Source organism: Pantoea sp. SGAir0184, assembly GCF_043544755.1.
In genome coordinates this window covers 185,497-198,859 of record NZ_CP028050.1, presented here as the reverse complement: position 1 = coordinate 198,859, position 13,363 = coordinate 185,497, and the positions used below count along the sequence as shown (strand labels likewise).

Below are 13,363 nucleotides of genomic sequence, written 5' to 3'. Positions count from 1 at the left end.
CCAATCGCACATGACCTGGTGAGGAAATACCACCAATGAAACGCCCTTCATGGCACGAACTGCAGGCGATCAAAACGCTGGGCGAGCAGCGCAGCTTCCGGCGCGCTGCCGAGCTGCTTGGCCTGAAGCGATCTTCGCTCAGCCACCTGGTGAAAACGCTAGAGCACAACCTCGGCGTGCAGCTGTTTCAGCGCACCACACGCAGCGTGTCGCTGACCGACGCCGGTGAGCAGCTATTACAGCGCCTCGCGCCGCTGCTCAATCAGATGGATGAGGTGCTGCACGAGGTCAGCCTGAGCCGCCAGCAGCAGTACGGTACGCTGCGCATCAGCGCCAGCGATGTGGTGATTGGCCTGCTGCTGGATCAGGTAGTGCCCGAGTTCAGCGCGCGCTATCCCGGTATTCAGCTTGATTTCGCCGCTCAGGGCGCGCTGGTAGATATCACCGCCGCCGGGTTTGATGCCGGCATCCGTCTGATTGAAGATGTGCCGCAGGATATGGTGGCTATTGCGCTCGGCGGCCCGCTGACCTTCGTTACCGTAGCCTCGCCCGACTATCTGGCGGCGCACGCGCCGGTGCGTCAGCCGCAGGATTTACTGCAGCAGCAGTGTATTCGTCATCGCCTGCCCGGGGGCAAACGCTATCGCTGGGAGTATCAGAGTGCGGAAGAAAGTCTGGAGATTGACGTGCCGGGTACGCTGACGTTAGACAATAACGCGCTGATGGCGCGCGCGGCCATCAACGGTTCAGGGATTGCGTTTGTGCCTTCGCTGTACGTTAGCGAGGCACTGCAGCAGGGGAAATTAGTGGAGCTGCTGGCCGACTGGCGCATTCAGTCGGCGGGAATCGCGCTGTGGTTCCCGCCGAACCGGCATCAGTCGATGGCGCTGCGGCTGTTTATCGACGCATTGAAAACCCGCCTGCCGCACTACCGCTGAATCAGCCCTGACGCTGCGGCGCTTTGTGCACCATGGTGTAGGCGTAGTCGACGCCCATGCCGTAGGCACCGCTGTGCTCACGCACCAGATCCATCACTGCATCGTAGGTCTCTTTGCGTGACCAGTCGCGCTGGTACTCCAGCAGCACCTGCTGCCAGGTCACCGGTACCGCACCCGCCTGCACCATGCGCTGCACGGAACGTTCGTGCGCATCAACACTGGTGCCGCCGGAGGTATCGGTCACCACATACACTTCGTAACCGGCTTTCAGCGCCATCAGAGCCGGGAAAGTCAGGCACACTTCGGTCCACAGCGCCGAGATGATCAGTTTTTTGCGGCCGGTTTTCTCTACCGCCTCGACAAATTTCGCGTCTTCCCAGGAGTTCATGGAGGTACGCTCAATCGGCTTCGATTCCGGGTGTACCGCCAGCAGTTCTGGCCAGATGTAGCCGCTGAAGCTTTCCGTTTCTACCGAGGTGTAAATCACCGGCACGTCGAAAATTTTCCCCGCTTTCGCCAGGGCGACGGTGTTATTTTTGAGCTGCTGGCGGTCAATATTGGCGACACCAAACGCCATCTGTGGCTGGTGGTCGATGAAGATCAGGGTTGAGTTCTGTGGGTCAAGCAGGTCGAGTTTAGACATGATATTTTCCTCTAAAGTGGTTTTAAATTTGTGTGTTGTGCTGCTGGAATAAACTTTAGAGAAAGCGCGGACAAAGAGATAACGCAAAGAATTTTACAACTTGTTCAAAGCGTTTTTAGAAGCTTGATTCAAATAGATTAATTAGTCAAAGCGCAGCGTTTTTGCTGGTAAAACAGCGGCTCACCGGCGTTGATTCTGCGCCTGCGACGGGCGTAATCTGTGGCGACAAAATCATAAAAAACACCATCGCAAAATGATCGTACGTCCTCATCAACACTGGTTTCTCCGGTTGTTTGACTGGCACGGCTCAGTGCTGTCTCGCATTGCGTTCCGCCTGTCGCTTAACCTGCTGATGTCAGTGATCGCCATACTGGGTTATCCCTGGTATTCCACGCTCGGCATTCACCTGACCACCGCACCGTTCAGCCTGATTGGCGTGTCGATTGCCATCTTTCTTGGCTTTCGCAATAACGCCAGCTACGCGCGCTTTATCGAGGCGCGCACGCTGTGGGGCAATATGCACATTACTCAGCGCTCGCTGCTGCGCCAGGTGAAAACGCTGCGCGGACTGCGTGCGGAACAGGTGCAGGAGTTTATCGGGCTGCAGCTGGCATTTAGCTGGAGCCTGAAACACCGGCTGCGTAAAACCGATGCCCAGCCCGATCTGCAGCGGCTGCTGCCGCCCGCGTGGCACGCCGCGGTGCTCGGCCATCCGATGCCGACCTCGCAAATCATGTTATGCATGGGCGAATGGCTGGCGCAGCGGCGTGATGAGGGATTAGTGACGGATATCGTCTGGCAGAGTATTGATGACAACCTCAATCATCTGTCGGCGTATCTGGGTGGCTGCGACCGGCTGGCCAGCACACCGATTCCCTTCGCCTACAGCCTGATTCTGCACCGCACGGTGTATCTGTTCTGCACCCTGCTGCCGTTCGCGCTGGTGGCCGATTTGCACCTGATGACGCCGCTGGTGTCGGTGTTTATTTCGTACACCTTTTTGTCGCTGGAGTCGCTGGCGGAGGAGCTGGAAGATCCGTTCGGCACCGCGCCCAATCACCTGCCGCTGGATGCGCTGTGCGTGAATATCGAACGCAATCTGAAAGCGATGAACAACGATTTCCCGCTGCCGGCAGCGAGCCAGCCGGACAGGTATTTTAATCTGACGTGACGGCACGGGCTGATTCAATCGCCATGCCCGCTGAGCGCACCGCATCGTAGCGGCGCGATTTATTGCGCTAATCCGACCGCTGCGCAGCTGTTTTTTTGCGCAATAAATTGCGCCGCTACGGTTTGTGCGGAAGGTTATTGCAGCGCCGTTGCAAGCGCTCCTGGATTGGGACCGGTATTTTAATCTGACGTGACGGCACGGGCTGATTCAATCGCCATGCTCGCTGAGCGCACCGCATCGTAGTGGCGCGATTTATCGCGCTAATCCGACCGCTGCGCCGCTGTTTTTTTGCGCAATAAATTGCGCCGCTACGATTCGTGCGGAGGGTTACTGCAGCGCCGTTGCAAGCGCTCCTCGATTGGGACCGGTATTTTAATCTGACGTGACGGCACGGGCTGATTCAATCGCCATGCTCGCTGAGCGCACCGCATCGTAGCGGCGCGATTTATCGCGCTAATCCGACCGCTGCGCCGCTGTTTTTTGCGCAATAAATTGCGCCGCTACGATTCGTGCGGCATTTTATTTCTGCACCATCATCCTGCACACATTGTAGCGGCGCGATTTATCGCGCTAATCCGACCGCTGCGCTGCTGTTTTTTGCGCAATAAATTGCGCCGCTACGGTTTGTGCGGAAGGTTATTGCAGCGCCGTTGCAAGCGCTCCTCGATTGATGCGCCAGTAAAGAAATTAACCCAGCTTATCCAGCCAGCGGACATACGCCTGGTCCCACAGCGCGGCGGGGGTGCCGGCTTTACCGAGGCCAAAGCCATGGCCGCCGCTGCTCAGTTCAATCAGCTCAACCGGCACGCGCATCCGGCGGCAGGCGTCGCGCATCAGCTCAGTGTTGTGGGGGTTGGAGGTATGATCGTCCTCCGCCTGCGCCAGAAAGGTTGGCGGATAGGCACGGGTAACGTAATTTTGCACTGACCAGTTGGCTTCCTGGGTCGGCGTGGCGTCATTGCCCACGATCATCTGGTGAGTACGGGTGTGCTGATACGGCGCTTCAAGGGTGATAACCGGGTAAATCAGCCCGACGCTGTCTGCGGTTGGCCGGATGTCATCCAGCGAATCCTGCGGTGAATAGGTGACGAAGTCAGGCCGCGCTGCCGCCATGCCGAGCAGATGGCCGCCGGCCGAAAAGCCCAGCAGGTGCACCTTGTTTTCCATCGCGCGCACCATGCGAATCGCGCGCTGCGCATCCTGCAGCGGCGCCATTCTGCCGGCCTGCCACTTTTCACCCGGCAGTCGGTAGCTCAGCACGTAGGCAGTATACCCGTTGGCATTAAGCCAGCGCGCGACCGGCCAGGCTTCGCGCCCCATGCCGATAAAACGGTAGCCGCCACCAGCCGCAACGATCACCGCTTCGCCGTTGGGATTCTCCGGACGAAAGCGCTGAATGGCGGGAGAAACGATATTGGTCCATGAACCGTTAGCGCTGACTTTCAGCAGGCCAGACGGACCGCCGCCACCCGGTGGGTCGTCCGGCCAGAGCGGAATAATGTCATCCCGGGCAAACAGTTTGCCCGCCGTCATGGAGAGTACGGTTGCTCCGCTAGCCAACAGAAAACGACGCCGTGTAATCATCTTGCCCAGTAGCCGGTATGGAAAATGCGCCAGCCCGGAGGCGGCGTCTCATTATGTGATGCAGGTCCTGTTTCAATCTGGCGATAATGTACGCATTTCGTACAAAAAAGCCATAAAAAAACGCGCCAGAAAAGGCGCGTATTCACGAAGAGAACGGAAAATTAATCCTGCTGCTGGAATTGAGTCATCACCGTCTGCTCACACTGCTGCTGATCGTGACGCAGCTTCGCCCGCTCTTCTTCGCCCAGCTCCAGCCAGCCGTTGACCACTTCCTGCGCGGTTTCCTCGTTAAAGGAGGGTTTGTTCATGGCCGACGGTGACTGGCTGGCCGCCAGCTGTGACTTCATTTTCTCAGTGTAGCTCTGCATGTCACCGGTTTTCTGCTCCCCGCTAACAATGTGGCACAGCTGGCTGGCGTAGATATTCTCCTGCGCGTCGGCATCCGTATCATCCGCCAGCGCGCTGGCGGACAGCGACAGCCCTACCAGGGCGATAAGCAATGCTTTCATAATAAGCTCCCGTTATTTCCAGAAAATCACGTTTCATCTTGCTGCGTGCGTGCCGCCTGCCGGGCAGTACGCCAGTTCAGTAGCGGCGTCACCGTGATGCCGTGCAGCACAATGCTGCACACCACCAGCGTCAGCGCCATGTCCATCATCTGTTCCGCCTGCGGGCCCTGCAGGCCATGCACCCAGGCATAAGCAATATAATTGATACTGCCGATGCCGCGAATCCCCAGCCAGCCAATCAGCATCCGCCGCATAAACGGCATTTCGCAGCGCCAGGTGGTCAGCCATACCGCCAGCGGCCGCACCACCACAAACAGCAGCAGCGCCAGGCCGATGCCGGTGAGATTCCAGTGATGCGCCAGCGTGATGCCCAGCACCACCATCATCGCTGCCGCCAGCAGGCGTTCGATAGTATCACCAAACGACAGCGCATCGCCGACCACCAGGCCGACCGATTTTACCGGGCTGCCGCCCTGCTGCTTCAGACGCTGGTTAGGATTGACCAGCACCTCTGCCGGCAGGTAGCGCTTCTCTTCCGGTAAATCTTCCAGTGGAAAGCGTTTAGTCACGCGCAGCTCGGCGCGACGTAAGCCGACGCCTGCTGCAAAAGTAGCGAGGAAGCCAGACGCATCCACCGACTGCGCCGCCGCGTAGCTCAGGGCGATCAGCGCCAGCGCGAGGAAATCATTGGGCGCCACGTCGTGATGCGCGCTGCGCAGATGGGTCGCCAGCTGGCCGATCAGCCGGCCGAGCAGATAACCAATCGCCAGCCCGCCGCCAATCGCCCACACCACATCGCGCGCTGCCCAGCCGCCCAGCAGCTCCAGACTGAAGGCGCCCGGATGCATTAGCAGCAGCGCCAGCATCAGCAGCGGCAGCGCCGAACCATCGTTCATGCCGGCCTCGCTGGAGAGCGCCACGCGCAGCGCATCGTCATCGCGCGCATCGTTAACAGAGATCAGGCTGGCAAGCACCGGGTCGGTCGGGGCAACAATGGCACCAAACGCCAGCGACAGCGGCCAGCCAAAGCCGGTAATCCAGTGAATCAGGCAGGCCATGCCGCCGACGGTCAGCAACATCGCCGGGAATGCCAGCCGCAGCCCGACGCGCCACGCGTGCGCGCTCATCGGCAGACGCAGTTTGAGCCCGGTGATAAACAGCGAGGCGGCCATGGTGATTTCGGTGATATGGGCGGCGAGCTCGGCGTGGCCGATAATGTCGATTTGCAGCAGATTAAGCATCCACGGGCCGCACAGAATGCCCGCGAACAGGTAGAGACCAAACGACGTCACCGGCCCCCGGTGAATCCAGCCGGAAGCCAGTGACATCAAAAGTAGCAGACCGCCAGTAAGGGCGGTCCAGGCCAGGAAGTTCATAACGCTCCGTTTTTAAATAACATTCTCCTTTAAGCCTGGCACAGGATCGTGAATTAGTTTTGCAGATGGCGACTGGCGAGACGAATCAGCAGCGCAAGCACAGCGGCAGCCGTCGCAAGGCTGACCACGCCATTCCAGCCGAAATGGGCCAGCGCCAGGCTGCCGAGCGCCGCGCCGGTCGCCATACCGATAAACACCACGGTGAACATCAGCGCATTGAGGCGGCTGCGCGCTTCCGGCGCCAGGCTGTAGACCAGCGTCTGATGCGCCACCAGCGTGGCCTGCACGCCAAGGTCAAAGCCGATGGTGCTGAGGATAATCAGGCCAAGCTGCGCCGGCACCGGCAGCACCGGCAGCAGGAACATCAGGGCAAACGACACCATCACCAGCGTGGCGCCATACTGGGTGACACGCGCCGGGCCGATGCGGTCGGCAAAACTGCCCGCCAGCGGCGCGGCCAGCGCCCCGGCGGCACCGGCCAGACCGAAGGCCCCTGCCACGGCGCTGTCGAGATGGAAGCGATCGCTCAGCATCAGCGCCAGGGTAGACCAGAAGGCGCTAAAACTTACCGACAGCAGGCCCTGCGCCAGCGCCGCACGGCGCAGCGTCTGGTGATGCTGCCACAGATGCGCCAGCGACAGCAGCAGACGCGGATAGCTCACCGTGGTGCCCGGCGTAAAGCGCGGCAGCGCGCGCCACAGCGCCAGACTGCTCAGCAGCACCGCCGCCGCCGCCATCATGTACATGGTGCGCCAGCCCAGATACTCCGCCACCACGCCGCTCACCACGCGCGACAGCAGAATGCCGACCAGCAGCCCGGTCATCACCGTGCCGACGGTTTTGCCACGGCTGCGCTCCGGTGCCAGCGCCGCTGACGCTGGCACAATGTCCTGCGCCACGGTAGCGGTTAATCCGGTAACAAAGCTGGCGATCAGCAACGCATTGATACCGCCGGAAAAGCCGCACAGCAGCAGCGCGGCGACCAGCAGCAAGCCTTTAATCAGAATGATGGTGCGGCGATCGTGGCGGTCACCAAGCGGGGCCAGCAGCAGAATCCCCAGCGCGTAACCGGCCTGGGTCAGCATCGGCACCATACCGACGCTGCCAATGCCCACATTGAACTGTTTACTGATGATATCCAGCATCGGCTGGCTGTAGTAAATCGATGCCACGCTGAGACCGGCACCGGCCGCCAGCGTAAACACCAGCGGTGCCGGCAGCGTTTCAGCAGGCATGGCAGAAGATTGAGACATGGCAGACATAGTGGTTTTCCCCCGTGATAATGCGCTTATTAAAGCGCGTTGCGGCCATACGCGGTAGACTGCTATGACACAGAACTGTTATGCATGTTACGTATGAGCACACTCACCAGCGTTGACCGCATCGAACTGATGCAGACGTTTATCCGCATTGTTGAAAGCGGCTCGCTATCGGCGGCCGCGGCGCAGCTCGGCACCACCCAACCCACCGTGAGTCGCCGTCTGCAGGCGCTGGAACAGCGGCTCGGCCTGAAACTAATTTTACGCACCACCCATGCGCTGAAACTCACCGATGACGGAGAGCGCTGCTATGCCCAGGCGCGGCAGCTGGTGGCGACCTGGCACGCGCTGGAAGATGAGTTAACCGGCGCGAATGACGACCCGATCGGCACGCTGCGCGTGCGTGCGCCGCATGCGTTTGGTCAGGATCAGTTGATTGCACCGCTGATGGATTATCTGCAGCGCTATCCGCGCCTGGCAGTGGAGTGGATGCTCAACGACCGCACGCCGGACTTTGTCAGTGAAAACGTTGACTGCGCCATTCAGGTCGGCGCGCCCACCGATCCGTCGGTGGTGGCGGTGCTGCTGGCGGAAGTGCCGCGCTTTGTCGTCGCGGCACCGGCGCTGCTGGCGGCTCATGCGCCGGTGAAAGAGGTTACCCAGCTGACGCAGCTGCCGTGGCTGGCGCTGACCAGTTTTTATCGTAATGAAATTGCGCTGCAGCGTCTCAGCGACGGCCAGCCGATCAACCTGGCGATTGCCCCGCGCCTCGCCAGCGATAGCCTGTACGCGGTGCGCAAAGCCGCGCTGGCGGGCATGGGCGCCGCGATTGTGTCGTCATGGGTGGTGCAGGAGGATTTAGCCAGCGGCGCGCTGGTGCAGCTGGTGCCCGACTGGCAGGCGCCGCCGCTGCCGGTGTGGCTGACCTACCCGTGGGCCAGTTATTATCCGGCCCGCCTGCAGCATTTTTTCGCGATGATCAGGGACGTGATGCCGCAGCTGACCGGCACGCAGCCGGTGCGGTAAGGGGCCAGGTCGCCATTCAGGTTTTTGTAGGGTGCGCATTCAGGTACGACCGGGCACATGGGTAACAGATCAGACCGGGCACACAGGTAACACTTTTTGTGGTCAGTCGATCCGGATAATACGCTTTTCTGCCCGGTCATAATACGCAAGGATGAGCCTGTCGAAGAGGATGACGTCAATGCCGTCGTCCACTTCCAGGAACCGCACGTACTCGCCCCGTAACGCTGCGCTCAGGAAGGTCCGCCCGTTCAGCCTCAGGTCGCCTTTTTCACCGACTTTGTACAGCTTCGCCCCCTCCGGATAACCCACCTCCGGCACTTTTCCGTTCCATTTCCGCGGTGAAGGCGTCCATATTTTTGCGGGCGGCTGCTGCCCGTGCGCCTCATGCGGCTTTTCCTGATTGAACTCGTTCCGCCATCCGCTGCACCACGCCTGCTGCTCTGGCAGCGAGCCAAAGACGTCGTGATGGCTCATGGCGACCTTCAGCGACCGGTGCATCCGCTCGTGGCGGGCGTTCTGCCCCGGACAGCCCGGCGCGGTTCTTTCCGGCTGTATCCCCAGTTTTATCAGCCACACGCTCAGCTGCGTCAGCGCGAGGATGCCCGGCGCAACGAAGGGCGAGCCGTTGTCGGTGCGGATAACGTCGGGCAGCCCGCCTTCTAGGAAGGCCTTTTCCATGCAGCCGCGCACGAACACCGTGGTCTCCGACGTGCCCGGCTCGCAGGACAGCAGGTAGCGGCTGTGGTTATCGGTGAGCGTGAAGGGGCGGCACCAGCTGCCGTCTTTCAGGCGGAAGCGCCCTTTAAAATCAGCGCTCCAGACGTGGTTATTCCTCACGGGTGTCGTGAGACTGCGCAGGTTGCCCGGCGTTCGCTTACGCGGCGTCCGCGGCTGCACCATTCCCGCCGCCTTCAGCAGGTCGCCGATGGTGCTGGCGGCGGGCACGATGAAGTCAGCGCCGTTGCTGAGGAACCAGTGGCGGATTTTTTTTGGCCCCCAGTCGGGGTGCTGCTGGCGGAACTGAACAAGGCGCGCGGCGATGTCGGGGGCGATTTTATCGGGCTGGAGATGGCGGGCGCGGGAGAGATTTTCAAGCGAGGAGAGCTCGCCGGGGTTAAAGCGGCTGAGCCACTTGTAGCCGGTTTTGCGGCTGATGCCGTGGCGGTGACACAGCTGCGTCATGGATTCCCCGCCTGCCTGGCAGGCGAGGATGAATTCAAGGCGTTGCATGGTAACAGTCTCAGTCCAGGGCATAGTGAGTCTCCTCTGCTATGCCGTTTATAACTGTTACCCATGTGCCCGGTCTAAAGTGTTACCCATGTGGCCGGTTTGTACCTTCATGCGCACCTGGTGCAACTGGCCAGGTCGCCATGAATGGCGACCCTACGGGGCACTGCAGGTTTTGTAGGGTGCGCATTCATGCGCACCTGGTGCAACTGGCCAGGTCGCCATGAATGGCGACCCTACGGGCATTGCGGTTTTTACAGGGTGCGCATTGATGCGCACCTGGTGCAATGGGTCAGCTCGTGCGTAAAGGTCACGATTTCTTCTCAACCTTCGACATATTATCCAGCCAGCCCATCACAAAGGCCGACAGCACGAAGGTCAGGTGGATAATCACGTACCACATCAGCTTTTCGTTGGCGACGTTGCGCGCATCCATAAAAATACGCAGCAGGTGAATCGATGAGATCGCCACAATCGAAGCTGCCACTTTGTTTTTCAGCGAGCCGGAATCCATCTTGCCGAGCCAGCTCAGCTTCTCTTTGCTTTCATCGATATCCAGCTTGGAGACAAAGTTCTCATAGCCGGACAGCATCACCATGACCAGCAGGCCACCGACCAGCGTCATATCCACCAGCGACAGCAGCAGCAGAATCAGATCGTTTTCCGCGATGCTGAGAATGTTGGGCAGCAGGTGAAAAATTTCCTGAAAAAATTTAACCGTCAGCGCCAGCAGCCCCAGCGAAAGTCCAATGTAAACCGGTGCCAGCAGCCAGCGCGATGCATACATCAGGTTTTCGGTAAAACGTTCCATAAGTTCCCATTTATCAACAGACAAGCTATCGAGTATAACCGAACTTATGTGAAGTTATTTCAGTGCTTCTTCAGAAATTTCAGGCGCGGCCGGCAGCGGCAGCGACAGGCGAAACACCGCCCCGCCCTGCGGCCGGTTTTCCGCCCAGATGCGTCCGCGATGCGACTCAATAATGGTTTTGCTGATGGCCAGCCCCAGCCCGACGCCCGGCACGGCCGACTCCTTGTCGCCGCGGGCAAACTTGTCAAAGATGCGCGTCAGATTTTCCGGCGCAATGCCCGGTCCGTTATCCCATACGGCGATCTCCAGCCGCGCTTTATCGCGCCAGGCGCGAATGCCGTGCTGCGCGGCATTGCCGGCATACTTCAGGCTGTTTTCGATCAGGTTAGTAAATACCCGCTCCAGCATCGCGCTGTCGCCTTTGATCAGCACCAGCTCCGGCGGCAAATCCAGCGTAAAGTCGTGCCCTTTCAGCGCCGGTCCCATGCTGCTTAGCGCGCCGCCAATCACCTCGTCCAGCGCCACCCACTCTTCGCGCAGGTTGAGCCCGCCGGACTGAATACGCGCCATATCCAGCATGTTACTCACCAGCCGGATGGTGCTCAGCGTCTGTTCGCGAATCTGATTGGCCTGGCCAACATATTTCGACTGCTCGCTGGCGAGGTCCAGCATCAGCATCTCAGCCTGGCCAAACAGCACCGTCAGCGGCGTGCGCAGATCGTGGGACAGCGCCGACAGCAGCGCATTACGCAGCTGCTCGCGCTCGGCGGCCAGCCGTGACGCGGCTTCGCTGTGCGACAGCGCCATGCGTTCCAGCGCGTTGGCAATCAGCACCGTAAAGGTCTCCACCAGCCGCTGCTGTTCGGGAATCATCAGCTGGCGCAGGTTGTCCGGCTCAACCACCAGCAGGCCGCGGCAGTGTGCCCCGCTTTTCAGCGGCAGAATCTGGTACGGCACCGCCGGTAACGTATCGGTGCCGGCACCGGCCGGTTGCCCTTTGCTGTAGCTCCATTTGGCGATGCCGAGGTCGGGCGGCGTCCCGATGGTGCTTTCACCCGCCGACTGCAGCTCACCCTGTTCGTCGGGCAGCAGCAGCTGGCTGCGCGCCTGCAGCGTCACCTCAATGACGCGCTGGCTGGTAGCAGCGATATCCTGCGGCGTCAGCGCGCTGCCAAGCGATTTCGCCATCTCATACAGATGGCGCGCGCGCTGTTCACGGTAGCGCGCCACCCGCGCCTGATAGCGCACGCCGGCGGTGAGATTGCCGACAATCACCCCGACCGCCAGCATCACCGCAAAGGTCACCAGATATTGCAGATCCGATACCGCCACCGTGCCGGTGGGGGCCACAAACACCAGGTCGAAGGCCAGAATATTGATTACCGTGGCGAACACCGACGGCCAGCGGCCAAAGCGCAGCGCCACCAGCACCACCGCCAGCAGATAGATCATCACCGCGTTGGCGGTATCAAACTCCACCAGCCACCAGCGGCCAATTAGCGTCACCAGCACGCACAGCGCGATCGCCATCAGACACCCGCGCAGGTGCAGCCGCCATTTCTCGCCGCTGGCACGCTGGCCGCTCAGGGCCGCTGGCACATCGCGCACCGGCTCATCCAGCGCCACCACCAGCAGGTCAAGCTCCGGCCCCAGCTCGCCGAGACGCTGGGCAAAGCTGTCGCGTCGCCAGCGCCGCTGCGGCTGGCGGCCGGTGACGATTTTGCCGAGATTGTGCTCGCGCGCATAGCGCAGCACCGCGCGCGCCTCGTCCGGATCGGACAGCGTGGCGGTCTCCGCGCCCAGCTCCTGCGCCAGCTGCAGCGTGCGCAGAATGGCGCGCCTCTGCGCTTCCGGCAGTCGGTTGAGGCGCGGCGTTTCCACATACACCGCATGCCACTCGCTGCCGAGACGGGCAGCAAGACGGGCGGCGGTGCGTACCAGCTTTTCACTGCCGGTGTCGTCACCGATGCACAGCAGAATCGCGTCGCGCGTGTGCCACACTTTGTCGCGCCCCTGCTGATCGCGCCAGGCGCGCATCTGATCGTCTACCCGGTCGGCCGTGCGGCGCAGCGCCAGTTCACGCAGCGCGAACAGGTTGCCTTTGCGGAAGAAATTTTCGATGGCGCGCTCGGCGCGGTCGCCGACGTACACTTTGCCCTCTTTCAGCCGCTGACGCAGATCGTCCGGCGGCAGATCCACCAGCACCACTTCATCGGCGCTGTCGAAAAAGGGATCAGGTACGGTTTCGCGCACCTGAATGCCGGTGACGCCGCCCACCACGTCATTCAGGCTCTCCAGATGCTGCACGTTGACGGTGGTAATCACGTCGATACCGGCATCCAGCAGTTCTTCAATGTCCTGCCAGCGCTTGGGATGGCGCGAGCCCTGTACGTTGGTGTGCGCCAGTTCATCCATCAGGATCACCGCCGGATGGCGCGCCAGCGCGGCGTCGAGGTCGAATTCCGCATGGCGCGACCGACCAGTGGCGCGCCGCGCCAGCACCGCCAGTCCCTGCAGCAGCGCGGCGGTCTCTTCACGGCCGTGGGTTTCGACCACGCCAGCCAGCACGTCCAGCCCCTGCGCACGCAGGCGCTGCGCCTCCTGCAGCATGGCGTAGGTTTTCCCTACGCCCGCACAGGCGCCGAAGTAGATTTTCAGTTTACCGCGATGGCTGTCGCTGTGATTGAGCAGCAGGGCATCGGGATCGGGGCGCGGTAATTCGTCGTTCATGCGAGGTCCATTTTTATCGCGTGCACCAATGTGGCATTGCGCAATAAATTGCGCCGCTACGGTATGTGCACATTTTTGTAGCGGCGCGA

The 13,363-nt window shown here is 60.8% G+C and carries 11 protein-coding genes; 3 read left to right on the top strand and 8 right to left on the bottom strand.

Going from position 1 to position 13,363, the window contains the following annotated elements; all coding sequences use genetic code 11:
• Window positions 1-35 precede the first annotated feature (35 nt).
• Window positions 36-938, top strand: coding sequence for a LysR substrate-binding domain-containing protein (locus tag C1N60_RS00910; RefSeq protein ID WP_058775167.1), 903 nt, complete (start codon window positions 36-38; stop codon window positions 936-938).
• A gap of 1 nt (window position 939) precedes the next feature.
• Here C1N60_RS00910 and C1N60_RS00905 read toward each other — a convergent pair whose 3' ends face one another.
• On the bottom strand, window positions 940-1,581 hold the full coding sequence (locus tag C1N60_RS00905; protein WP_021508093.1) for a hydrolase: 642 nt from the start codon (window positions 1,579-1,581) through the stop codon (window positions 940-942).
• A gap of 253 nt (window positions 1,582-1,834) precedes the next feature.
• Here C1N60_RS00905 and C1N60_RS00900 point away from each other — a divergent pair, with 253 nt between their 5' ends.
• A complete protein-coding gene (locus C1N60_RS00900) occupies window positions 1,835-2,752 on the top strand; it encodes a bestrophin family protein (protein ID WP_150360782.1) in 918 nt (305 codons plus the stop codon).
• Window positions 2,753-3,439: 687 nt separating this feature from the next.
• Here the strand turns inward: C1N60_RS00900 and C1N60_RS00895 are convergent.
• The 4 genes from C1N60_RS00895 to C1N60_RS00880 all read right to left on the bottom strand — a co-directional run bounded on the left by C1N60_RS00895 (window position 3,440) and on the right by C1N60_RS00880 (window position 7,483).
• The gene (locus tag C1N60_RS00895) at window positions 3,440-4,336 is read right to left on the bottom strand and encodes an alpha/beta hydrolase (RefSeq protein ID WP_058770928.1); all 897 of its coding nucleotides are present in this window, start codon (window positions 4,334-4,336) and stop codon (window positions 3,440-3,442) included.
• 161 nt (window positions 4,337-4,497) lie between these two features.
• The gene (locus C1N60_RS00890) at window positions 4,498-4,845 is read right to left on the bottom strand and encodes a hypothetical protein (protein WP_021507870.1); all 348 of its coding nucleotides are present in this window, start codon (window positions 4,843-4,845) and stop codon (window positions 4,498-4,500) included.
• A 26-nt stretch (window positions 4,846-4,871) separates the two neighbouring features.
• The gene (locus C1N60_RS00885; RefSeq protein ID WP_394521276.1) at window positions 4,872-6,221 is read right to left on the bottom strand and encodes a cation:proton antiporter; all 1,350 of its coding nucleotides are present in this window, start codon (window positions 6,219-6,221) and stop codon (window positions 4,872-4,874) included.
• 53 nt (window positions 6,222-6,274) lie between these two features.
• Complete coding sequence (locus tag C1N60_RS00880) at window positions 6,275-7,483, bottom strand: MFS transporter (protein WP_394521275.1); 1,209 nt, start codon at window positions 7,481-7,483, stop codon at window positions 6,275-6,277.
• A gap of 93 nt (window positions 7,484-7,576) precedes the next feature.
• Here C1N60_RS00880 and C1N60_RS00875 point away from each other — a divergent pair, with 93 nt between their 5' ends.
• Entirely contained in the window at window positions 7,577-8,506 is a 930-nt protein-coding gene (locus C1N60_RS00875) for a LysR family transcriptional regulator (protein ID WP_021507873.1), read from the top strand.
• Between the two features lie 102 nt (window positions 8,507-8,608).
• Here the strand turns inward: C1N60_RS00875 and C1N60_RS00870 are convergent, their stop codons facing one another.
• The 3 genes from C1N60_RS00870 to kdpD form a co-directional block, all read right to left on the bottom strand.
• Complete coding sequence (locus C1N60_RS00870; protein WP_196368259.1) at window positions 8,609-9,736, bottom strand: DDE-type integrase/transposase/recombinase; 1,128 nt, start codon at window positions 9,734-9,736, stop codon at window positions 8,609-8,611.
• A gap of 307 nt (window positions 9,737-10,043) precedes the next feature.
• Entirely contained in the window at window positions 10,044-10,544 is a 501-nt protein-coding gene (locus tag C1N60_RS00865; RefSeq protein ID WP_021507874.1) for a TIGR00645 family protein, read from the bottom strand.
• 54 nt (window positions 10,545-10,598) lie between these two features.
• Complete coding sequence (kdpD, locus tag C1N60_RS00860; RefSeq protein WP_394521274.1) at window positions 10,599-13,274, bottom strand: two-component system sensor histidine kinase KdpD; 2,676 nt, start codon at window positions 13,272-13,274, stop codon at window positions 10,599-10,601.
• Between the last annotated feature and the right edge of the window lie 89 nt (window positions 13,275-13,363).

Excerpts from the sequence above, each read along its gene's own strand:
- C1N60_RS00910 (WP_058775167.1), top strand. The coding sequence starts at position 36 with ATGAAACGCCCTTCATGGCACGAACTGCAGGCGATCAAAACGCTGGGC.
- C1N60_RS00900 (WP_150360782.1), top strand. The coding sequence starts at position 1,835 with ATGATCGTACGTCCTCATCAACACTGGTTTCTCCGGTTGTTTGACTGG.
- C1N60_RS00880 (WP_394521275.1), bottom strand. The coding sequence starts at position 7,483 with ATGTCTGCCATGTCTCAATCTTCTGCCATGCCTGCTGAAACGCTGCCG.
- C1N60_RS00870 (WP_196368259.1), bottom strand. The coding sequence starts at position 9,736 with ATGCAACGCCTTGAATTCATCCTCGCCTGCCAGGCAGGCGGGGAATCC.
- C1N60_RS00875 (WP_021507873.1), top strand. The coding sequence starts at position 7,577 with ATGAGCACACTCACCAGCGTTGACCGCATCGAACTGATGCAGACGTTT.
- C1N60_RS00890 (WP_021507870.1), bottom strand. The coding sequence starts at position 4,845 with ATGAAAGCATTGCTTATCGCCCTGGTAGGGCTGTCGCTGTCCGCCAGC.
- C1N60_RS00865 (WP_021507874.1), bottom strand. The coding sequence starts at position 10,544 with ATGGAACGTTTTACCGAAAACCTGATGTATGCATCGCGCTGGCTGCTG.
- C1N60_RS00885 (WP_394521276.1), bottom strand. The coding sequence starts at position 6,221 with ATGAACTTCCTGGCCTGGACCGCCCTTACTGGCGGTCTGCTACTTTTG.
- kdpD (WP_394521274.1), bottom strand. The coding sequence starts at position 13,274 with ATGAACGACGAATTACCGCGCCCCGATCCCGATGCCCTGCTGCTCAAT.
- C1N60_RS00905 (WP_021508093.1), bottom strand. The coding sequence starts at position 1,581 with ATGTCTAAACTCGACCTGCTTGACCCACAGAACTCAACCCTGATCTTC.
- C1N60_RS00895 (WP_058770928.1), bottom strand. The coding sequence starts at position 4,336 with ATGATTACACGGCGTCGTTTTCTGTTGGCTAGCGGAGCAACCGTACTC.